Annotated in this window: 21 protein-coding genes; 15 read left to right on the top strand and 6 right to left on the bottom strand. The window is 54.8% G+C overall.

Annotated elements, in window-relative coordinates:
• Positions 1-37: 37 nt before the first annotated feature.
• Positions 38-1,024, top strand: coding sequence for a YihY/virulence factor BrkB family protein (locus ACXUPB_RS15340; protein WP_179916446.1), 987 nt, complete (start codon positions 38-40; stop codon positions 1,022-1,024).
• A 71-nt stretch (positions 1,025-1,095) separates the two neighbouring features.
• Here the strand turns inward: ACXUPB_RS15340 and ACXUPB_RS15335 are convergent, their stop codons facing one another.
• Positions 1,096-2,505 carry a PhoH family protein gene (locus ACXUPB_RS15335; protein WP_335596439.1) on the bottom strand — a complete coding sequence of 470 codons (1,410 nt, stop codon included), beginning with the start codon at positions 2,503-2,505 and terminating at the stop codon, positions 1,096-1,098.
• Between the two features lie 208 nt (positions 2,506-2,713).
• Positions 2,714-3,583, bottom strand: coding sequence for a LysR family transcriptional regulator (locus ACXUPB_RS15330; protein WP_472953262.1), 870 nt, complete (start codon positions 3,581-3,583; stop codon positions 2,714-2,716).
• Between the two features lie 115 nt (positions 3,584-3,698).
• On the opposite strand from ACXUPB_RS15330, the gene ACXUPB_RS15325 reads away from it, so the two are divergent.
• Positions 3,699-4,565 carry a cation diffusion facilitator family transporter gene (locus ACXUPB_RS15325; RefSeq protein WP_472953259.1) on the top strand — a complete coding sequence of 289 codons (867 nt, stop codon included), beginning with the start codon at positions 3,699-3,701 and terminating at the stop codon, positions 4,563-4,565.
• Between the two features lie 100 nt (positions 4,566-4,665).
• On the top strand, positions 4,666-4,938 hold the full coding sequence (locus tag ACXUPB_RS15320; RefSeq protein WP_179916450.1) for a hypothetical protein: 273 nt from the start codon (positions 4,666-4,668) through the stop codon (positions 4,936-4,938).
• Between the two features lie 74 nt (positions 4,939-5,012).
• Here ACXUPB_RS15320 and ACXUPB_RS15315 read toward each other — a convergent pair whose 3' ends face one another.
• Positions 5,013-5,198, bottom strand: a complete 186-nt coding sequence (locus tag ACXUPB_RS15315; RefSeq protein ID WP_008958114.1) for a DUF3008 family protein — start codon at positions 5,196-5,198, stop codon at positions 5,013-5,015.
• Between the two features lie 221 nt (positions 5,199-5,419).
• Here ACXUPB_RS15315 and ybaK point away from each other — a divergent pair, with 221 nt between their 5' ends.
• The 7 genes from ybaK (at position 5,420) to ACXUPB_RS15280 (ending at position 13,202) form a co-directional block, all read left to right on the top strand.
• Positions 5,420-5,887: a Cys-tRNA(Pro) deacylase gene (gene ybaK / locus ACXUPB_RS15310; RefSeq protein ID WP_472953256.1), complete on the top strand. Its 468-nt coding sequence runs from the start codon at positions 5,420-5,422 to the stop codon at positions 5,885-5,887.
• Between the two features lie 98 nt (positions 5,888-5,985).
• Positions 5,986-7,419, top strand: coding sequence for an ATP-dependent RNA helicase DbpA (gene dbpA / locus ACXUPB_RS15305; RefSeq protein WP_472956759.1), 1,434 nt, complete (start codon positions 5,986-5,988; stop codon positions 7,417-7,419).
• Between the two features lie 33 nt (positions 7,420-7,452).
• Positions 7,453-8,328, top strand: coding sequence for a PA4780 family RIO1-like protein kinase (locus ACXUPB_RS15300; RefSeq protein ID WP_472953253.1), 876 nt, complete (start codon positions 7,453-7,455; stop codon positions 8,326-8,328).
• Between the two features lie 210 nt (positions 8,329-8,538).
• Positions 8,539-9,570, top strand: a complete 1,032-nt coding sequence (locus tag ACXUPB_RS15295; protein ID WP_472956758.1) for an AbrB family transcriptional regulator — start codon at positions 8,539-8,541, stop codon at positions 9,568-9,570.
• A gap of 39 nt (positions 9,571-9,609) precedes the next feature.
• Positions 9,610-11,502 carry an ABC transporter ATP-binding protein gene (locus ACXUPB_RS15290; protein ID WP_472953251.1) on the top strand — a complete coding sequence of 631 codons (1,893 nt, stop codon included), beginning with the start codon at positions 9,610-9,612 and terminating at the stop codon, positions 11,500-11,502.
• A gap of 47 nt (positions 11,503-11,549) precedes the next feature.
• Entirely contained in the window at positions 11,550-12,557 is a 1,008-nt protein-coding gene (locus ACXUPB_RS15285; protein ID WP_472953249.1) for a zinc-dependent alcohol dehydrogenase family protein, read from the top strand.
• Positions 12,558-12,650: 93 nt separating this feature from the next.
• The gene (locus tag ACXUPB_RS15280; protein ID WP_472953246.1) at positions 12,651-13,202 is read left to right on the top strand and encodes an NUDIX hydrolase; all 552 of its coding nucleotides are present in this window, start codon (positions 12,651-12,653) and stop codon (positions 13,200-13,202) included.
• A 48-nt stretch (positions 13,203-13,250) separates the two neighbouring features.
• Here the strand turns inward: ACXUPB_RS15280 and ACXUPB_RS15275 are convergent, their stop codons facing one another.
• Positions 13,251-13,517 (bottom strand): hypothetical protein, encoded by a 267-nt coding sequence (locus tag ACXUPB_RS15275; RefSeq protein ID WP_472953245.1) that lies wholly within the window; start codon positions 13,515-13,517, stop codon positions 13,251-13,253.
• A gap of 162 nt (positions 13,518-13,679) precedes the next feature.
• Here ACXUPB_RS15275 and ACXUPB_RS15270 point away from each other — a divergent pair, with 162 nt between their 5' ends.
• Together ACXUPB_RS15270 and ACXUPB_RS15265 are read left to right on the top strand one after the other, a co-directional pair.
• Positions 13,680-14,828: a hypothetical protein gene (locus ACXUPB_RS15270; RefSeq protein ID WP_472953242.1), complete on the top strand. Its 1,149-nt coding sequence runs from the start codon at positions 13,680-13,682 to the stop codon at positions 14,826-14,828.
• A 35-nt stretch (positions 14,829-14,863) separates the two neighbouring features.
• Positions 14,864-15,715, top strand: coding sequence for a mechanosensitive ion channel family protein (locus tag ACXUPB_RS15265; protein WP_035559911.1), 852 nt, complete (start codon positions 14,864-14,866; stop codon positions 15,713-15,715).
• On the opposite strand, the gene ACXUPB_RS15260 is transcribed toward ACXUPB_RS15265, so the two are convergent.
• On the bottom strand, positions 15,712-16,446 hold the full coding sequence (locus ACXUPB_RS15260; RefSeq protein WP_035559913.1) for a YebC/PmpR family DNA-binding transcriptional regulator: 735 nt from the start codon (positions 16,444-16,446) through the stop codon (positions 15,712-15,714). The two genes, ACXUPB_RS15265 and ACXUPB_RS15260, sit on opposite strands and share 4 nt — an antisense overlap.
• A gap of 246 nt (positions 16,447-16,692) precedes the next feature.
• Between ACXUPB_RS15260 and ACXUPB_RS15255 the strand changes: the two genes are divergently transcribed.
• Positions 16,693-17,310 carry a LysE family translocator gene (locus ACXUPB_RS15255; RefSeq protein WP_472953238.1) on the top strand — a complete coding sequence of 206 codons (618 nt, stop codon included), beginning with the start codon at positions 16,693-16,695 and terminating at the stop codon, positions 17,308-17,310.
• Positions 17,311-17,368: 58 nt separating this feature from the next.
• A complete protein-coding gene (locus ACXUPB_RS15250) occupies positions 17,369-17,860 on the top strand; it encodes a glutathione peroxidase (RefSeq protein ID WP_472956757.1) in 492 nt (163 codons plus the stop codon).
• Positions 17,861-17,904: 44 nt separating this feature from the next.
• On the opposite strand, the gene ACXUPB_RS15245 is transcribed toward ACXUPB_RS15250, so the two are convergent.
• The gene (locus ACXUPB_RS15245; protein ID WP_035559915.1) at positions 17,905-18,291 is read right to left on the bottom strand and encodes a DUF7079 family protein; all 387 of its coding nucleotides are present in this window, start codon (positions 18,289-18,291) and stop codon (positions 17,905-17,907) included.
• A gap of 171 nt (positions 18,292-18,462) precedes the next feature.
• Between ACXUPB_RS15245 and fabV the strand changes: the two genes are divergently transcribed.
• The gene (gene fabV / locus ACXUPB_RS15240) at positions 18,463-19,674 is read left to right on the top strand and encodes an enoyl-ACP reductase FabV (protein ID WP_335596447.1); all 1,212 of its coding nucleotides are present in this window, start codon (positions 18,463-18,465) and stop codon (positions 19,672-19,674) included.
• Positions 19,675-19,710: the final 36 nt, after the last annotated feature.

Raw genomic sequence — 19,710 nt, 5'->3', positions numbered from 1 at the left:
GGAACGTACTCAAGCAGGCTCTTATTAGGAGCACTCTGTGGGTAAACTTGCGCGCGGCCGCCGCGCTCTTGTGCCTGGCGATATACCGCAGCGTGGCTGGCATGATATTGCTTGGCGGGTGGTACGAGCCGCTCGCCGTAATCGTATTACCATGCTGGCCGCTGGGGTGGCTTTCTATGCCTTATTGGCGCTGTTTCCGACCATCGCGGCGGTGATCTCACTCTGGGGATTGCTATTTGACCCCTACGAGGCAGGCCAACAGCTCTATGAGATCAGCCGCTTTATGCCGCCGGATGCTGCCGAGCTTATTGATCAACAGGCGCAGCAGGTGGTGGAAAGCGCGGAGTCAGGTAACTTTCTGGGTGCTCTGGTGGGGCTGCTGATTGCGATGTTCATTGCCTCCAAGGGGGTAGGAGTATTGGTGATCGGGCTTAACGTAGTGTATGGCGAAACCGAAAAGCGCAGCCTTTTGCACCGTAGCACTGTGCTGGTATCGCTGACCTTTGGCCTGATTATTATGACCCTGATTTCACTAGGTTTTATTGCGATTGTGCCCGCGGTGGTCAATAGCCTGGCGATCGACCCGCCGTTAAACAAAATTTTGCAGTGGCTGCGTTGGCCTGCACTGCTAGTGATTATGAGTTTTCTTGTCGCGCTGCTGTACCGCTACGCACCTTATCGACGGTCCGCGCAGTGGAGCTGGCTAAGTTATGGCACGCTGCTGGCGACGGTGATGTGGCTGTTAGGCTCCGGCGGTCTTTCGCTTTATGTGCGCTATTTCTCTACCTTTAGCGAGCTTTATGGGTCGTTAGGGGCGGTAGTGGCGCTGATGCTATGGTTTTGGCTTTCCGCCTTTGTGGTGCTGTTCGGTGCGGAAGTGAACTGCGAAATGGAGCGTCAAACTTACAACGACACCACGATTGGCGAGGCGCGCCCGCTAGGCGAGCGCGAGGCATTTGCCGCGGATACTATTGGTACTCCTCGGCCGTGGAAGGACGTAGATAGAGACGCCGATAGTGAGTAATCAACGTAACCATAAGGCTTGTTGATGGCACCTTGCCTCCCGCCCCATACCAGCGGCGGGAGGCAGTTGGGTTAAAGCAGCTCTTCTGCCGCCAGTGCCAAGCGTGAGCGCTCAACGCTTTTCAGTGTGATGTGCCCTGCGTGGGGCCAATCGCGGAAGCGTTCCACCACCGCCGCCATGCCGCAGGTGTTAGCCGTCAGATACGGCGTATCGATTTGCCCGACGTTGCCCAAGCAGACAATTTTAGTATTGCGTCCCGCCCGGGTAACTAGCGATTTGAGCTGTTTGGGAGTGAAGTTTTGTGCCTCGTCAATGATTAAGAAAGTGTCGTTTAAGGTGCGCCCGCGCATAAAGCTCGGTGAGCGTATTTGTACCCGCGAGCCAATCAACTGCCTTGTGGCGCCGTTGTCCCAGCTTGATTCCCCCTCCTCATTGCGTAACAGGTTGTCCATATTGTCGTGGAAGGCCCCCATCCACGGCGACATCTTCTCCTCCTCTGTGCCGGGTAGAAAGCCAATGTCTTCGCCCATGGGGATCGGCGCGCGGGTAAACACAATGCGTTCAAACAGCTTGGCATCCAGCGTCTGCTGAAAGGCGGCGGCCAGAGTCATAAAGGTTTTACCCGTACCGGCATTACCCGCAATGGTCACTAGATCAATATCGGGGTCCATCAGAAGGTTTAAGGTGAAATTTTGCCGGCTGTCGTGAGCGTGGACGCCCCAGACACCTGCGTGGTGACGGTAGTTAGTCAGTAGTTGAAGACGAGCCGTGGATGGCCCCATTTCACGAATGATCGCCTCAAACTCAGCGCCGTTTTCGCTATCCGAGACCAGCATGCCAACGTGCCATTGGCGGGGCATATTGCCAGTGAGCTGATAGAACGTGTGGTGACCAACACGCTCAACGGTCACGTCAACATTCAGCGTTTCCCAGAGTGACGCGCCATCATGGCCCGCTGAAGCGTAGACCTGGGCACCCTCGATCATGGCGTCGCTGTCGGAGAAAGCACGGTCGTTAAGGTAATCCTCGACCGGTACCTTCAATGCGGCGGCTTTAACACGAAGATTAATATCTTTGGTGATTAGGATGACGGAGGCGTCAGGGCGCTCTTCACGTAGGCGGCAGGTCTCCGCCAGAATGCGGTTATCGGGGCTATCATCGAGTGAGTCAAAGAGCTTTAAGTCGTTATAGCATAAGAAGTGCAGGCGTCCTGTTTCGCCGCTGATTCGAGGAATGGGAATGCCGCGTTGAATCTCGTCAAAAGTGACTTGGCTAGTAAGGTCAGAGAGCGTACGGCTGATTTGGCGAGCCGTGCGAGCGATTTCACGAACACCGTTTTTGTGCTTATCAAGTTCCTCCAGCACTGTCATGGGGATAACGACATCGTGCTCATCAAAGTGATAAAGCGCGGTGGGGTCATGAATGAGGACATTGGTGTCCAACACATATAGCCGAGTGGCTTTCTTATCGAGTCGTACCATCGTTGGAATCACTCCTTGGTTGACGGCAACTTCGACACTGGCAGGTGCGTATTACGCCTAGATGACACTTGCCTGTGTCTCCCTCACGTGGCGTGTCCTGGCGGCTCCTTATTTAGCTATTTTTAATAGCGTGGAAGGCTTTGGTGTTTTTCGCCACAAAAAAGATTTCAACGATATGTCAGCCGGTTCTGTGTACTAGTTCTGTGTATCAGTTCTGGGAGGCTAAGAAGTGCGCCACCTTCGTCAATAAGGCAGTGGCAACCACGCCGCGATTATCGCTCTCCACATAGCGGTAGTAGTGGCTATCTAGCGCGAGATCATGATTTAGTGTGCCCAGGGTGCCAGCCTCCAGGGCGCCTTTTACCAGTGGGTAAGGCAGCAGTGCCCAACCGGTAGCGTTGATAACCGCGTCGCGAATCACTTCAAACATGGTCAACCCCAGGTAGTTACCTGAAAATAGCGCTTCGCTGATCAGCTTGTCATCCTGTACGTGGGTCAAACACACTTGGGTGTACTGGGCTAAGTCGTCGCGGTTTACGCTAGGCAAGCGACTGAGCGGGTGTTTAGGCGCGGCCACTAAACGCATACTGACCGGAGCAAGATTGGCTGCGTTGGCGTCAATGCCTTCGGCGGTATACAGGCCGAAGGCAATATCCACCGTTTGGCGCTGCACAAACTGGGTATGCTCCTGGGGAGGCACCAAATACACCGAAATCGCGGTGAGCGGGAATTGCTGTTTTAAGTCATGCATCACCTGGCGCCAAAACACTTCAGGCAAAGCGTCATCGCGGGCAATGCAGAGTTGGCTTTCAACGCCCTGCAAATGTTGGTGACAGTGCTTCTTGATCCGGCTGGCGCTGGTCAGTAAACGGTAGCAGTCGGGTAGCACGCTATCGCCTACCGCGGTGAGAGTTAGACTATTGCCAGAGCGCTCAAATAACGCCACACCTAGACTGTCCTCTAGTGCGTTAACGGCGGCACTTAGAGTGCTCCGCTTGAGGCCAGTATGCCGCGCCGCGGCGGCAAAAGAGCCATGCTCGGTGACATCAATAAAGGCTTGAACCTGTTCCGCACGCATAATCGTTCCGCTGGATTCATTGAGCGCCATTTAACTTGGCGCTGAGCGATTCGTGATTGTCATCACTCCCTACTATTATGGCCCACAATTCGTCTAATGCTATGGAGTTATCCGCGTGACCCCCTTTGTTGCCGAGCGCCGTGCGCTAAAATTTTCAGCCATTTCAGCTAGCCTGTTTGCGTTTACCGGGTTAGCGCTAGGGCTTGCCAGTGGTTCAATAACGATCTTGTTTGATAGTGGCTATTCACTATTAAGCTTAGTGCTGGCATCGCTGTCGCTATATGCCCTCAAGCAGGCGCGCAGACCAGCAGATGATCACTACCCCTTTGGGCGGCTGACGGTGGAGCCTCTTGCGGTGCTGCTCAAAGGCGTAGTGATCGCTATGGTGTGTATCGTGTCGCTGGTGTCCGCCATGTGGAGCCTGCTTGAGGGTGGCCGTTTGGTGACGCTGGATTTGGCGCTGATGTTTGGCGTGGTCAACGTAACAGGCTGTTTATTAACCTGGTGGTGGCTGGCGCGCTACGCCCGGGTGGCGCGCTCCTCGCTGTTAGCCGCCGAGTTGCGCCAGTGGCAGATGGATACCTGGTTGAGTGCTGCTGTCATGCTCGGATTTGGGCTTACTTGGGTGTTGACCCAATCGCCCTGGGCCAGCTATGCGCGCTTTGCCGACCCGGTGATGGTGCTGATCATTGCAGGCTATTTCTTGCCTATGCCTATTCGCATGGTGAAGGGGGCATTACGTGAGCTTATGTTTGGCGGCTCATGCAGCAGTGTGCGCCAGAACGTGGTGGAAGATGTCGCTGATTTTGATGTCACCGCCGACGATGTGAGGCTTGCCCAGGTAGGCAGCTTTCTCATGGTGGATATTCAGCTCGACAAGCGGCAGTTCAACGACGCCCAAGAGATTGTCGATAGTGTCGAGCAGCGTTGTAAGCGGCTAAATCTGCGCCCGGTGACCAGCCTGACGCTGGTTGCTGGCTAAGATGAACGAAAAATATTGACGTTCTGTTTAAAGCAATGCTATTTAGCGCTACCGACAATAGGTGTCGGCCTAATATTGATACGTTGAGGGTTCTAAAAACATGCCATTGCGCCGCTGTTTACCCGTACTGCTGCTGACCGCTATGGTCGCTGGCTGTGCGAGTTCTACCATTGCCCCAAGCTATACCTCCAGCAATCCCGATGTCATGCGGATTGGCGGAGAGCGCCCAGCCAATCGCGATGCGAGCGTTGAAAACACCGGGTCGTTCTGCCTCGAAACTGCAGAACGCTGGAACGAGCATGGTCGTACGCCCGATGACCAAACGCTATGGGCAAAAGACACCCTGCGTAAAGTGGTGCCTTGCAAGCAGTAGCCGCTAATCAGGCAGTGCCAACAAAAACGCCAGCTTCGTTAAGCTGGCGTTTTTGTTGATCAGCAAGCGGTTGATTAATCGTCTTTCTTTTGCGGCTTACCTTCACGCTTTGTACTCGCGAACTCTTCTAGTTCCTCCTCGCTCATCGAGTCATACATCTCTTTAGACGAGCCATAAAGTTCACTCGGCTTGGTTTCTCCGCGCTTCGCGGAAAGGGCCGCACCCGCTGCTTTCTGTTGCGCTTTAGAGGTAGCTGGCATTGCTGGACTCCTTTCGGTTAGCTTCCTTTTACCGACTGCACTATTGAGCACTGCACTGTTGAGCATAGTCGCTGGGGCGCAGCTTTCCAGAAACATCAATCAGACCTTTCACCAGTTCTAATCGGTTGACTTTCTTTTACCTGTCGCGCTATTAACCTAAAGGGCGAAATGCGCCTGACAGTAAAATTCTTAGCATCAACGCTGTTAACCAAGAGAGCGACATGACACCGGCTATTAATAGCGCAAAACACGCAGGCTTTGCCTTTCAGCTTCATGAGTATGAGCACGATGCCTCCGCGCACTCCTATGGGTTGGAAGCGGCGGAAAAGCTGGGCGTAGCGGTTGAACAGGTATTTAAAACGTTAGTTGTGAAGCTGGACGGTAAGCAGCTGGCAGTGGGCATTGTGCCGGTGAATTGCCAGTTAGGCTTGAAGCAGATAGCCAAGGCTGCCGGGGCGAAGAAAGCAGCGATGGCGCAACCCGACGAGGTAGAACGCACTACCGGTTATGTATTAGGAGGCGTGAGCCCGCTGGGGCAAAAGAGGCGGCTGGCGACGTTTATCGATAACTCCGCAGAAAGCTTTCCCAATATTTATGTCAGTGCCGGGCGCCGAGGGCTCGAGATTGAGCTCTCGCCACGGGATCTAGCCACCTTGAGCCAGGCCACTTTTGTACCGCTGGCAACGTGATGTCGGTGTGATGGCGACGCAGGCCGAAGCACTTTCTGGTATGGTGCCGTTACGTTTGTGCGTCACTTGCCCTCCAGGGGGCGCACGCTGTGTTTCTGATGGCCACCCACGTGTGGCCCAAGCAAGGTAATATCGTGTCTGACTCCTCTTTCTCCTCGTTAGCGTTGCCACAAGCTTTGCTGAGCAACCTTGCGTCCCTTGGCTACCATGAAATGTCGCCAGTGCAAGCTGAAAGCCTGCCGCCTATGCTGGCCGGGCGCGATGTGCTGGCGCAGGCGAAAACCGGCTCAGGTAAAACGGCGGCCTTTGGCTTAGCGCTGCTGGCTAAATTGAAAGTAGAGAGCTTTTCGGTGCAAGGCTTAGTACTGTGCCCCACTCGTGAGCTCGCTGACCAGGTGGCAGAAGAGCTGCGTCGTTTGGCTCGTGGCATGGCGAATATAAAGATACTCACCCTTTGCGGGGGGGCACCGTTTGGGCCCCAGCTCGGCTCTTTAGAGCATGGCGCGCACATTGTTGTGGGCACACCAGGGCGTATTGACGAGCATCTGCGCAAAGGGTCGCTGATCCTCGATTCGCTCTCGATACTGGTACTGGATGAAGCCGACCGCATGCTGGATATGGGGTTTCAGGCCACCATCGATGACATCATTGCTGACACCCCGACTGACCGCCAAACGCTACTGTTCAGCGCGACGTTCCCCGATGAGCAGTCATCGGGCGGCCTAACGGTGATGACCCGCGGCGTAATGCGTGAGCCGGTGATGGTGAAAATCGCTGAAGTGCATGATGCCACGACGATTCAACAGCACTTTTATAGCGTCGCCGATGAAGACGCTCGATTTGACGCCCTGCGTCAACTACTGCTGGTCTACCGGCCCGCCACTAGTGTGGTGTTTTGCAACACCAAACGCGAAACCCAGGCAGTGGCTGAGCAGCTAACGGATGTTGGGTTTAGCGCCGTGGCGCTCAATGGCGATTTAGAGCAGAAAGATCGCGACCGTATACTGATTCTGTTTGCTAACCAGAGTGCCTCTATTCTGGTGGCCACCGACGTGGCTGCCCGCGGCTTGGATATTGCCCAACTGGACGCCGTGTTCAATTACCAGATTGCCCGCGAGCTTGATGTCCATGTGCATCGGGTAGGGCGCACGGGCCGCGCAGGGGCCAGCGGTATTGCGTGTACGCTAGTGACCCCTAAAGAGAGTTACCGGCTGGAGAGGCTAGAAGGCTTGCTGGAGCAACCTATTGCCACCGAACCTTTGCCTAAACCCCAGCACTCAGTGCCGTTTGAGCCGCTGATGGCGACATTACAATTAGCCGGTGGTAAGAAAGATAAACTGCGCCCCGGTGACATTCTTGGCGCGCTGACCAGCGAAGGCGGGTTGCGCGGCGAGCAAGTGGGTAAAATTAAAGTGCTTGCGCGTAGCGCTTATGTGGCCGTTGATCGTGATGTGATTCAGCAGGCTCAAGCCAAACTCGAGCGTGATAAATTAAAAGGGCGTGCTTTCCGTGTTCGCCGTATCCGTTATTGAACGCGTACCAAAGAGGAGCCGACGCAGCTAACCATGAAAATCCCTAAGCGATTACAACCCCTGGTCGATGATGGCATGATCGACGAGGTATTGGTGCAGTTAATGAGTGGCAAGGAAGCGCAGGTCTACGTGGTGCGCTGCGGTGAAGACGTGCGCTGTGCCAAAGTGTTTAAAGAGGCCAAGCAGCGCAGCTTTAAACAAGCAGTTCAGTATCAAGAGGGGCGTAAAGAGCGCAACAGTCGCCGTTCCCGGGCAATGGCCAAAAAAACCCGTTATGGCCAAAAAGAGCAGGAGCAGGCATGGCTAAACGCCGAAGTCGATGCTCTTTATCGCCTTGCCTCTGCAGGCGTACGGGTGCCCGAGCCCCACGGTTTTGTCGACGGTGTATTGCTGATGGAGATGATCAGCGATGCCGAAGGCAATGTGGCGCCGCGCCTGGACGAAGTGACGCTAACGCCAGAGCAGGCTGAGACCTACTACGCCAAAGTCATTCAAGACGTGGTTAGGATGCTGTGCGCAGGTTTGATTCACGGCGATTTGTCGGAATTTAATGTGCTGGTCGATGCTTCTGGCCCGGTGATTATTGATTTACCCCAGGCTGTCGATGCGGCTAGTAATAACAGCGCAGCGGCCATGCTTTATCGCGATGTCGAGAACATGCGAGATTATTTCGGTAAGTACGCGCCAGCGCTTCTGAATACCGAATATGGCAGAGAGATGTGGGCGCTGTATGAAACCGGTGAGCTGCACCCAGATAGTAAGCTTACCGGCCACTTCGATGCCGATACGCATATTGCTAACGTCGATGAGCTGATGGAAGTCATCGACGATGCCAAAGAGGAAGAAGCCGACCGCCAGGCGCGTATGCGTGACGATGATGACGACGGCGAGATTCCGCAGCCTTACTGAATCAGCGCAGTTGATAGCCCTTGAGCAATAGCCCTTGAAGAACAGTCCTTGAAGAACAGTCCTTGAAGAACAGCCCCGGTCAATAGCCATAGCTGACGTAAATCGATATCCTTAGCTTGTTAACGGTTGTTGGCCGCTCGCTTCTTGACAGGGCTGCCAGTGAAAACATGGCTAAGGTGAGGAGTACGTGTGAGGGGCAGCGTAACGGGAGTGTCTGCAGGGAGTGCAAAAGCGCTATCAATATCGTTAGCCGTTGGCGCCGTCGGCGGCACGCTGTTTCAACTCACCGGATTACCCCTCGCCTGGATGCTAGGCCCCTTGATTGCCAATCTGCTGGCGTCTTCACAAGGCGTGAAGGTCGCGGTACCTGAACCGCTGCGTAACGTGTTTCTAGCGGTGATGGGCATGGTGCTGGGCAGCCAGGTGACCCCACAGTTAGCGCACCGGGTGTTGGATTGGCCTGTTTCCGCTGCGCTATTACTGCTAGGGGTAGCCGCTTCCACCGCCGTCGCCGCAGCCTGGTATCGGCGCTGTGGATTTGACCCGGTCAGTGCTTGGTTTGGTGCCTCTCCTGGTGCCATGACGGCGATGATCCTGTTGGGCGAAAAGTGCGGCGGCGACCCTCAGCGCATTGCGGTCGCGCAGTCGCTGCGGGTCATTTTAGTGATTCTATTTCTTCCGCCGCTGTTCTGGGCCTACGAGGACGGTGGCGACAGCATTGGCCCTATTCACAGTGGCTTAGAACATGGCTGGATGCTATTGATGATCCCGCTAATATTGCCGCTAGGCCGCTGGCTGCGAATTCCCAGCCCCGCATTGCTGGCACCACTGCTAGTCGCGGCTTTATTATCCGGTAGTGATATGGCTAGTCTCGCTCTGCCAGGATGGGGGATGAACCTGATGCTATGGGTGTTGGGCAGTGCCATTGGTTCGCGCTTTCAAGGCATGACGCGCAAGCTTTTTGGCCGCTATTTATGGCAGTCTGGCGTGGCGACGCTGTTAGCACTGCTGGTACTGGCGCTGTTTGCCGAGCTAATCCACCAGCTGTTGGGCGTCGGGCGCGATGTGGCGCTATTGGCGCTTGCCCCCGGCGGTATTGGCGAAATGGCGATTCTTGCGGTTGCGCTCAACATTGATCCGGTGTTTGTCGCCTTTCATCACCTGTTGCGTATGGTCACGCTGATGATTATTGCTCCGTTCTGGGCGCGCTGGTTACTGCGCCACTCCTCCTCCACGCCATAACGTCCATTAACACCAACGCCAGTGACGCAAGGAAACATCATGCTATCGCGTGTTTTACAGCCGCTATTTCGTTATTTCGAAACGCGAGTTAACCCTTACCCCGAAGGCGAGGTTAAAACGCCGCCTAAGGGCTTAATGCCGTTTATTGTGCACTTCTCCCGTCCGATGCTGCCGCTGTTGCTGCTAATGACGCTGTTCACGGCGCTGGTATCGGCGGCTGAAGTGGTTTTTTTCAGTTACATGGGGCAGTTAGTCGATTGGCTAGGCAACGTTGAACGCGCAGGCTTTTGGGCGGAAAACGGTCTGTGGCTTGCTGGCCTGGGGCTATTGCTACTGATCGGCTTGCCGCTGTTGGTGCTGATGCAGTCACTGGTTACCCATCAGAGTATTTTCGGCAACTACCCGATGATCGGCCGCTGGCTATCCCACCGCCATATGCTGAGCCAGAGCCTGGCATTTTATCAGGATGAATTTGCCGGGCGTGTGTCGCAAAAAGTGATCCAAACGGCGCTGGCGATCCGCGAGACCGTCACCAAGGTGATGGATTTATTGGTCTACGCCATCGTCTATTTTACCGGCGCGGCCTACCTGCTGGGCCGGGCGGATCTGTTGCTGCTTATTCCGCTGGGCCTATGGCTAGTGGGCTACCTGGCGATCATGCGCTACTTCGTACCGCGTCTGCGTGATGTCTCTATGGACCAGGCGGACGCCCGTGCCCAGATGACCGGCCGCGTGGTGGACAGCTACAGCAATATCCAAACCATCAAGCTGTTTGCCGATACCGAGCGCGAGCAGCGCTACGCCAAAGACGCGATGGAAGGTTTTATGGTCACCGTTCACCGCCAGATGCGCTTGGTGACGATCATGAGCGTGGGGTTGACGCTGCTCAACACGGCGCTGTTGGTGGGCACTGCGGCCATGGCGATCAGCGCTTGGTACACGGAGGCGATTTCCCTGGGCGTTTTGGCGATTGCCATCGCGCTGGTCATGCGTATCCGCTTTATGTCCGACTGGATCTTGTGGGAAGTCGCCGGGCTGTTTGAAAATATCGGCACGGTTCAAGATGGAATGAACACCATCGCTCAGAAGCCCACGATCAACGATGCGCCCAATGCGAAAGCACTTCAGGTTCCCCGTGGCGAAATTGTATTTGACGCGCTGCGCTTTCAATATGCCCAGGCGAAAGGGGAGAGTAAAAACGTCTTTGATGGACTCAGCCTGACCATCAAGCCCGGCGAGAAAATCGGCCTGATCGGCCGTTCCGGGGCGGGTAAATCCACCCTGGCCAATCTGCTGCTGCGTTTTTATGACTTGCAAGGTGGGCAGATATTGATCGATGGGCAAAACATTGCCGAGGTGACTCAAACCTCCTTGCGCCACCAGATTGGCATGGTCACCCAAGACACCTCGCTGCTGCACCGCTCGCTGCGTGACAACATCCGTTACGGCAGCCCCCACGCCAGTGACGAAGACGTTTGGAACGCGGTGTGCCGCGCCCATGCAGATACCTTTATCAATGATCTGGTCGACCCGAAAGGGCGTCGCGGCCTGGATGCCCATGTGGGCGAGCGCGGAGTGAAGCTTTCCGGCGGGCAGCGCCAGCGGATCGCGATCGCCCGGGTGCTGCTCAAAAATGCCCCGATTCTGGTTCTGGATGAGGCCACCTCGGCGCTGGACTCGGAAGTGGAGGCCGCCATCCAGGAACAGCTGGATACGCTGATGGAAGGCAAAACGGTGATTGCTATCGCGCATCGGCTGTCGACTATTGCCATGCTCGACCGGTTAATTGTGGTGGATGAAGGGCGTATGGTGGAAAGTGGCACGCATCAGGAGCTGCTTGCACACAACGGCATTTATGCCAGCCTTTGGCAGCGCCAGTCAGGTGGCTTCCTGGGCCTTGATATCGATGGCAACGGCCCCAACCAACGGTAGATACATACATCAATGTACATATTCGAACTGTACATACTGAGGTAACGATGAAAGCGATCAAGCTGAATCAGCCCGGCGGTTTAGACAAGCTGGACGTTGTCGACATGGAAGCGCCTGGTGAACCGGGCCCTGGCGAAATCCGAGTACGCCTACACGCCAGCTCACTGAATTTTCACGATTACGCCGTGGTTGCAGGGATGATTCCCACCGACGATGGGCGTATTCCCATGTCAGACGGCGCGGGCGTTGTCGAAGCCGTCGGCGAAGGTGTCAGTGAATTCGCGGTGGGCGACCACGTGGTTTCAACCTTCTTTCCGCACTGGCTGGAAGGCCCGGCCAGAGTAGGTGATTTTCGCACCACGCCGGGCGATGGCGTGGACGGCTACGCTCGGGAGCAGGTTGTACGCCCGGTTGAGTGGTTTACCCATCAGCCCAAGGGCTATAGCCATGCGGAATCCGCTACCTTAACCACCGCTGGCTTAACCGCTTGGCGGGCGCTGGTCGTCGATGGTGGCATTAAAGCGGGCGACAGTGTGCTGGTACTGGGCACGGGCGGGGTATCCATTTTTGCCCTGCAGTTTGCCCGCTTGATGGGGGCACGTGTCATTGCGACCTCATCTTCTAATGAGAAGCTGGCGCGGCTGCGTGAGATGGGCGCCGAGCACACCATTAACTATAAAGAGACGCCTGATTGGGGTAAGCGGGTGAAAGAGCTGACCAACGGCGAAGGCGTTGATCATATCGTCGAAGTGGGCGGGCCAGGTACGTTGCCGCAATCCTTTGATGCGATCAAAATCGGTGGGCATATCGCCTTGATTGGTATCCTCACAGGGCGTGAGGGTGAGTTGCCGACGGCCAAGTTAATGGCCAAGCAGGCGAACTTGAAGGGCTTGATTGTGGGCAGTCGCCGTCAGCAGATCGAGATGATTCGTGCCCTTGAAAGTCTTGATATGCACCCGGTCATTGACCGTGAATTTCCGCTTGCCGAGATTGCCGACGCTTTCCGTCATCAGGAGTCTGGCCAGCACTTCGGCAAGATTTGCCTGACCATGTAAGCTAATCATTCAGTCAGCAGCCTGACGTTAAGCGGCCATTCGCGTAGAATGGCCGCTTTTTCGTAAGCGATCATTTAACTTACCAAGGTACCTATGCAGCGTTTAGCCCACTTAGTGCATGAATCGTTAGCCCAGCCGCTGGATGTCGAGCGTCTAAGGGTATTAAAGCGTGAGGCGGCCAGAGCCATCGTCACTCGTGACGATAAGATATTGCTGCTATATACCGAACGCTACGACGATTTTAGCTTTCCCGGCGGCGGGATTGATCTGGGGGAAAGTCCTGAGGCTGGTCTACACCGTGAACTTCATGAAGAGACAGGTGCAAACCAGATCGAAATCGTTTCCCACTTCGGCTATGTGACCGAATACGCGCCTACCTTTAAGGCGGATTGGGACGTGATGTACCAGACTTCCCACTGGTTCAGCTGTGAAATCGGCCAGACGTTAGGTGAGACACGCTTCGAAGATTACGAAGTGGCTAACGGTATGTCAGCCGCATGGGTCAGTCTTGACGAGGCGCTTGCTCACAATCGTGGTGTAATTCAGCGTCGCCCGAGCAAAATGGGTATCTCTATTCACCGGGAAACCTTGGTGCTTGAGCGCGTTGCTATGGCACTCATGGAAAGCCCACAAGTGCCTGCGTAGGGAAGAACCAACTGGATTAAAAAAAGTAATCGGTTCAGTCAGTGATGACTAGTCTGGCAAGCGGCTGTAGACCACGCCCTTCACTTCAAGCTCCAGTATCTCATCGTAGGGCACCGTCACGCCTTCAACGTCACCCGGTGTTCGATGGCTGTTCTTAATCTCGGTTTCAGGTATCACTTTCACGCCCATTAGCCCAACGTGTTGGATTCTGGCGCTAAAGCGATTGCCCTCATGCTCAATCAGTAGCCGCTCACCGGCAATACACTTCTCAAGCTTGGCGTGGAGTTCTGCTTCGCTAACGTGGACAACACTCATTGCTTTCTCCTTTAGCTTTTGCCATTGCTCTCGCAATAGTCCGTTATGTGCGCTAACTACTGTCTATAAAGACTTTACTTTAGACCATAAGTTCGGTTATGAGGTTAGCCTTTAGGAATGCCGTGCTAAAGTGCTGGTATTTCTAGCGACAGGAATAGGTACATGGGGGAGCAGCCATCATCAGCCGACACACCGTTGTGGGAAGTCGTTGAGCTTGATCAATTTCATACCCCCGAGCAGACCCAGGCCAGCCAGTGGCGACGTTCATTACGCTCGGCGTCAAAATGGCTAGTGGGCAAGAGCGCTGCCGAGCAGCAAGTGAAAGAAGAGAGCGAGCTACGCGCGCTACCTGAGGTTCGGCTGGCGCATTTAGTGCCACCCATCGATTGGTCATTTGCAGCTAAGGCGTTAGCGCAACAGCTTGAAAGCTGCGAAGCACCGGTAATCTTTTTTATTACCCCACCTCATAGCGGCCATACATCGGTGGTTAGGCAGTGGGCGGAAGAGCATCACGTCGCCTGTTTACCGCCACCCACGCTTAACGAACTCGCCAAGGGGGGCACTGAGTGGGTAGAGCGCTGCATCAATCAACAAAAGTGGGCAGTGCCGGCCCTAGAGCGCCACTTTTTACGCCATACCCAAGGGATTCAGGGTATTCGTGAGTTTCTTGAGCGCGCTTTAAGCGGCCGTCTGGGACAGGGCGTGATTGGCTGTGACAGCTGGGCCTATGCGTATCTTCAGCAGGTGATCGGAATTGATGGCGCGCCGGTGTTTACCCTGCAATCGATGGAGGGTGAGCAGCTGGCACGCTATTTTGCGCAAATTGCGACCCATTCGGGGCAACCTCCGCCTGTTTACAGCACGCGAACCGGTAAGCAGGTGTTGTTCGACTCAGCATCTGAGCAAAAGAGTAAAGCGCCTAATAAAGAGCTGCAGCGCTTAGCGGCTCACTGCCGTGGTCATATAGGACTTGCATGGCACTACTGGCGCGAGCGGCTGCGTGAGCCAAAAGCAGAGGATGAAGAGGCCCTATGGTTAGTGGATGCCCTAGCCGAGGCGGAGCTTTCCGCCGACACCGGGGATATCGCCACACTGGTACTGCATGCGTTACTGCTTCATGGCGGTCTGGATGACCACGCTCTAGGAGATGTGCTGCCGTTCTCACACCATGAAGCACTGAATGCCCGTTTAGCCCTGCAGCGCAAAGGCATTATTTTAAGTTGCGAAGGGCGCTGGCAGATTACACCGCTAAGCTACGCGAGCGTTCGTCAGTTATTGGAGTCGCGTAATTATCTGGTCGACCCTCTTTAAGCAGCCCTTCTCGATAGGCCCACGGAGGGCATTCCATGGAAGAACAACAGAAGTACGCGCGACTGTTTAACGATATCGATAGCCAAACGCTGATTACGTTAGGTGTTGTGCTGCTAGCAACCATTGTGCTGATTATTGTCAGCCAACGCGGGCTGAACTGGATCGGCAATCGAATGCATGGCCAAGTACGTTTTCGTATTTTTGCCTTGGTACCGATGACACGCTTGCTGATATTGATGACTGCGCTCGCCATCATCGTACCGACGATTATAGAGCCGTCGCTACGCAACATGGTGACCGTGATGGGGGCGTTGGGCTTAGCCATTGGCTTTGCCATGAAAGATTACGTCAGCAGCCTGATAGCGGGCGTTGTCTCAGCGGTAGAACTGCCTTATCGGCCCGGCGACTGGGTTCAAATTGAAGATACCTACGGCGAGGTCAAACACGTTGGCTTACGCACCGTTGACATCCAAACCCCTGACGATGATTTAGTTTATGTGCCGCATTTAAAGCTGTGGGATCACGCCGTTTATAACGCCAACAACGGCGGTACCAGCCTGCAGTGCGTGGCGAGCTTTTATCTTCACCCGGAGCACGAAGCAGGCTGGGTACGCAAAGCATTGCGCGATGTGGCGCTAACCAGTGCCTATCTGAAGTTCGACAAACCAATTATTGTCGTAGCTGAGGAGAAACCCTGGGGTACCCACTACCGCATACGCGCCTACCCGGTGGACCCTCGCCAGCAATTTTTGTTTATTACCGATCTCACCTTACGCGGCAAAAAAGTGCTGAGTGCCGCGGGCGTACAGTCAGCGATGTTGCCACCGGATGCGGCTCTGGATACCCGCAACGCGGTAGGGTCAGCTTCATCAAGAGGTAATGATTAACTATCACTCTCTTCGGGTAATTCACCGCTGTGATAGACGTTCTGCACGTCGTCCAGCTCATTGAGCATGCCCAGGAATTTTTCAAACATGACCACGTCATCGCCTTCAACCGGCGTGGTGGTTTGCGGCAGAAACTGAATCTCGTCAACCTCAAAGTCAATCTCGCCAAACGCATCCAGCAGCGCCTGCTTGGCTTTGGCATAGTCGGTATGCGGCGCGAAAACGGTAATACGCTCGCCTTCCTGTTCAATGTCGGTGACATCGACATCGGCTTCCATCAATGCTTCCAGCACGGCGTCTTCATCGCTTCCTGCGAAGGAGAAGATGGCGCAGTGGTCAAACATATGGCTAACGCTGCCGGGCGTACCGATTTTACTCTTGGTTTTGGTAAAGCAGCCGCGCACATCGCCAAAGGTGCGGTTAGGGTTGTCGGTTAGACAGTCGACAATTACCATCACATTGCCGGGGCCAAAGCCCTCGTAGCGCGCGGCAGAGAAATCTTCCCCACCGGCACCGCTAGCTTTATCGAGCGCTTTATCAATGACGTGAGAGGGCACTTGGTCTTTTTTAGCCCGCTCCATTAAACCGCGCAGTGCTAAGTTACCGTTCGGGTCGGTACCACCAGCTTTGGCGCAGACGTAAATTTCGCGCCCGTATTTGCTGTAGACCTTGGTCTTTGCATCGGCCGTTTTGGCCATGGATTCCTTACGGTTCTGAAAAGCCCTACCCATGTTGCCGTCCTATGTATGTTTTCTAGACCTAATTTTTCTAGACTTAAGTTTTCTATATGCCCCGCGCATTGCGCAGCGGGACGGGTGTCTTCAAAAGAGTTCAAAAGAGCGAAAAAGCAAATTTTACCCAACAGCGTACCATGCTAACAGCGTTATTTAAGAAGCTGGCCGAAGTGTTACTTGGCTTAGCGTATACTGGCGCTTACGCCTTATATCGTGATATCGACCCCTCAAGGAGACAACCGCATGCCATTGACACTGTGGCTATCACTTGCCGCGATCTGTGCCATGGGCGCTATGTCGCCGGGGCCAAGTTTGGCACTGGTGCTACGCCACACACTAGGCGGCGGCCGCTTGGCTGGCGTGACCGCCGCAATATTTCATGCCCTTGGCGTAGGTTTTTACGCGCTATTGACCGTGTGGGGGTTGGGGGCATTAATTGCCGGTTTTCCGCTGCTGTTTCAACTGATCACTTGGTGCGGTGCCGCCTACTTAGCATGGCTGGGAATTAAAGCACTGCGGGCCGGTCAAGCGGGTGCCTTACAGCCGACAGTGATGACCACTAACCGGGGCCAAGCAGCCAAAGAGGGCGTCCTCGTCGCGTTAGGTAACCCTAAGCTGATCCTATTTTTTGTCGCCCTGCTAAGTCAGTTTGTAACGCCGGGCATGAGTGCGCTGGCCAAAGCAATTATAGTGCTAACAGCGATGATTATTGATGGTGGTTGGTACGTGTTGGTGGCTGTGCTGCTTTCCCACTCACGCATTTTGCCTTGGCTGCAACACCGTGCCCACTGGATTAACCGCATTACCGGGGTACTGCTGATCGCGCTGGCGCTAAGAGTGGTCGCTGGGCCGCTGGTGTAAAAAGTAGAGTCGTGGCATGGTGATCGCTATGCCGTTTGAGGTTTTGTGGGGTCGAGTGATGCCAATTTACGACCAAGACTGCTATACCCACCAAGGGCTGCCATTCAACCTACGCGCGCTGCGTGGCCAAGTACTGCTGGTGGTCAACGTTGCCAGCCAGTGTGGCTTCACCCCCCAGTTAAGCGAGCTGGAAGCACTTTATCAGCGCTATCGGGACCAGGGCTTTACCGTGCTTGGTTTCCCCTGCAACCAGTTTGGCCGCCAGTCACCCGAGAGCGCGCAAGCCTTTTGCCAGTTTGGGGAACAGAAATTTGGGGTAAGCTTTCCGTTGATGGAGAAGGTTAACGTCAATGGCAGCCAGGCCCATCCTCTGTTTTGCTGGCTTAAGCGTGAAGCGCCCGGTGTGATGGGGACCCAATTGATTAAGTGGAATTTCACCAAATTCTTAATAGGCCGCGATGGCAAAGTGATTGCGCGCTTTGGGCCCCGCGACCATGGGCGCCCGCTGCGTCTGGCGTTAGAGCAAGCGCTGGATCAAGCCTACCCATAACGCTAATCTGTAAAACAAGAGTGAGACTGCCTGAAAAAGTCGGCCTAAATCTGTTCTCCCCGCGTGACAGCGACGCGGTTCATTAGCGCATTCCAGCGGTGGCGAACCATCATCGTGGTCAACCCTGAAAACAGCGCCCAGCTTTTGCGTCGCCAGCCCTTCAAGCGCATGTTGTGATTAACCAACTGCTTCATCAGCTTATAATCGTCAAATTGCCGCCACTCGCTAGCGATTGAAAGTTGGTGGCGAGACATCACCGGGGCCATTTCCAAGCGAAACATCCACTCAAGTTCATTGAGGGTCATATCGTAGCGCTGCACGACCTCTACCATGTGGGCGTAATCGCGTTCGCTGGGTTCACGATCCAGCCACAGCGGGGCTAGCGCTAGCCAAAGGTCACCACGTTCATCTACTAGCTGCTGTGCATTCATGGTCACCTCATTAGAGAAGTCGGTGCTTAGGCAACTATCGTGACGCGAAAGCGCCTTTAGCTCAAGGGCGGACACACGGCACGGAGACAGCTAGAATAGCCCCACTGAGTCACAATGTTGCCTTGGCAGGGCGATGTTGGTAACCAAATCAATCCTATAACGAGGTTCAATGTGATTATTAAACCCAAAGTGCGCGGCTTTATTTGTACTACCACTCACCCCATTGGCTGTGAGCAGAACGTTCGCGAGCAGATTGAAGCGACCCGTGCCCGTGGTTTGGATAAGCAGGCTGGCCCGAAAAAAGTATTGGTGATAGGAGCTTCGAGTGGCTATGGCTTGGCCGCCCGTATTACCGCGGCGTTTGGCTATGGGGCCGATACGCTAGGCGTCTTCTTTGAAAAGCCCGCCACCGATAAAAAGCCGGGTACTGCCGGTTGGTATAACAGTGCGGCTTTCGATAAGTTTGCCAAGCAGGAAGGGCTTTACAGCAAGTCGATCAACGGCGATGCGTTCTCCCATGAAGCGCGGGAAAAAGCCATTGAATTGATCAAGCAAGACATGGGTGAAATCGATCTGGTGGTCTACTCGCTGGCGTCGCCCGTGCGTAAGCTGCCGGACAGCGGCGAGCTGAAGCGTTCCAGCCTGAAGCCGATTGGCGAAACCTACCGTGCCACCGCAATCGACACTAATAAAGATGCCATCATTGAAGCGGAAGTAGAACCTGCCACCCAACAAGAGATCGACGACACCATTACCGTCATGGGTGGCGAAGATTGGGAACTGTGGATGGAAGCCCTTGACCAAGCCGGTGTGTTGGCAAAAGGCGCACGCAGCGTGGCGTTTAGTTATATCGGTACCGAAATCACCTGGCCGATTTACTGGCACGGTGCATTGGGTAAAGCCAAGGAAGATCTGGACCGTGCTGCCACGGCTATCGACAGCAAATTAAAAGCGAGCGGCGGCGGCGCCAACGTTGCTGTACTGAAATCGGTCGTTACCCAGGCGAGTGCGGCGATTCCGGTGATGCCGCTGTATATCGCCATGGTCTATCGCATCATGAAAGAGCAGGGGCTGCACGAAGGCACTATTGATCAATTAAACCGCCTATTCGGCGAGCACCTCTACTCAGCCCAAGGGCAGCGGGGCGAGCTAGTGACAGATGAAGCTGGGCGTCTGCGTTTGGATGACTGGGAGCTACGTGACGACGTTCAACAAGCTTGTCAGGATCTATGGCCAGAGGTGACCACCGAGAACTTGTTCGAGATTACCGACTATGCTGGTTATAAGCACGAATTCTTGAAGCTGTTTGGTTTCGAGCGTGACGACGTAGATTACGATGCCGACGTCAATCCAGAAGTGAAGTTTGATGTCGTGAATCTGTAAGCCATTCACTGGGGCGGTAGCGCCGCCCAATTCGAC

The organism is Vreelandella sp. DA03-1M (assembly GCF_055725665.1).
Note: the sequence above shows the minus strand (reverse complement) of the source record. Positions and strands in the feature narration are given on the sequence as shown.

Excerpts from the sequence above, each read along its gene's own strand:
- ACXUPB_RS15335 (WP_335596439.1), bottom strand. The coding sequence starts at position 2,505 with ATGGTACGACTCGATAAGAAAGCCACTCGGCTATATGTGTTGGACACC.
- ACXUPB_RS15330 (WP_472953262.1), bottom strand. The coding sequence starts at position 3,583 with ATGCGTGCGGAACAGGTTCAAGCCTTTATTGATGTCACCGAGCATGGC.
- ACXUPB_RS15320 (WP_179916450.1), top strand. The coding sequence starts at position 4,666 with ATGCCATTGCGCCGCTGTTTACCCGTACTGCTGCTGACCGCTATGGTC.
- ACXUPB_RS15315 (WP_008958114.1), bottom strand. The coding sequence starts at position 5,198 with ATGCCAGCTACCTCTAAAGCGCAACAGAAAGCAGCGGGTGCGGCCCTT.
- ybaK (WP_472953256.1), top strand. The coding sequence starts at position 5,420 with ATGACACCGGCTATTAATAGCGCAAAACACGCAGGCTTTGCCTTTCAG.
- dbpA (WP_472956759.1), top strand. The coding sequence starts at position 5,986 with ATGGCCACCCACGTGTGGCCCAAGCAAGGTAATATCGTGTCTGACTCC.
- ACXUPB_RS15300 (WP_472953253.1), top strand. The coding sequence starts at position 7,453 with ATGAAAATCCCTAAGCGATTACAACCCCTGGTCGATGATGGCATGATC.
- ACXUPB_RS15290 (WP_472953251.1), top strand. The coding sequence starts at position 9,610 with ATGCTATCGCGTGTTTTACAGCCGCTATTTCGTTATTTCGAAACGCGA.
- ACXUPB_RS15285 (WP_472953249.1), top strand. The coding sequence starts at position 11,550 with ATGAAAGCGATCAAGCTGAATCAGCCCGGCGGTTTAGACAAGCTGGAC.
- ACXUPB_RS15280 (WP_472953246.1), top strand. The coding sequence starts at position 12,651 with ATGCAGCGTTTAGCCCACTTAGTGCATGAATCGTTAGCCCAGCCGCTG.
- ACXUPB_RS15275 (WP_472953245.1), bottom strand. The coding sequence starts at position 13,517 with ATGAGTGTTGTCCACGTTAGCGAAGCAGAACTCCACGCCAAGCTTGAG.
- ACXUPB_RS15270 (WP_472953242.1), top strand. The coding sequence starts at position 13,680 with ATGGGGGAGCAGCCATCATCAGCCGACACACCGTTGTGGGAAGTCGTT.
- ACXUPB_RS15265 (WP_035559911.1), top strand. The coding sequence starts at position 14,864 with ATGGAAGAACAACAGAAGTACGCGCGACTGTTTAACGATATCGATAGC.
- ACXUPB_RS15260 (WP_035559913.1), bottom strand. The coding sequence starts at position 16,446 with ATGGGTAGGGCTTTTCAGAACCGTAAGGAATCCATGGCCAAAACGGCC.
- ACXUPB_RS15255 (WP_472953238.1), top strand. The coding sequence starts at position 16,693 with ATGCCATTGACACTGTGGCTATCACTTGCCGCGATCTGTGCCATGGGC.
- ACXUPB_RS15250 (WP_472956757.1), top strand. The coding sequence starts at position 17,369 with ATGCCAATTTACGACCAAGACTGCTATACCCACCAAGGGCTGCCATTC.
- ACXUPB_RS15245 (WP_035559915.1), bottom strand. The coding sequence starts at position 18,291 with ATGAATGCACAGCAGCTAGTAGATGAACGTGGTGACCTTTGGCTAGCG.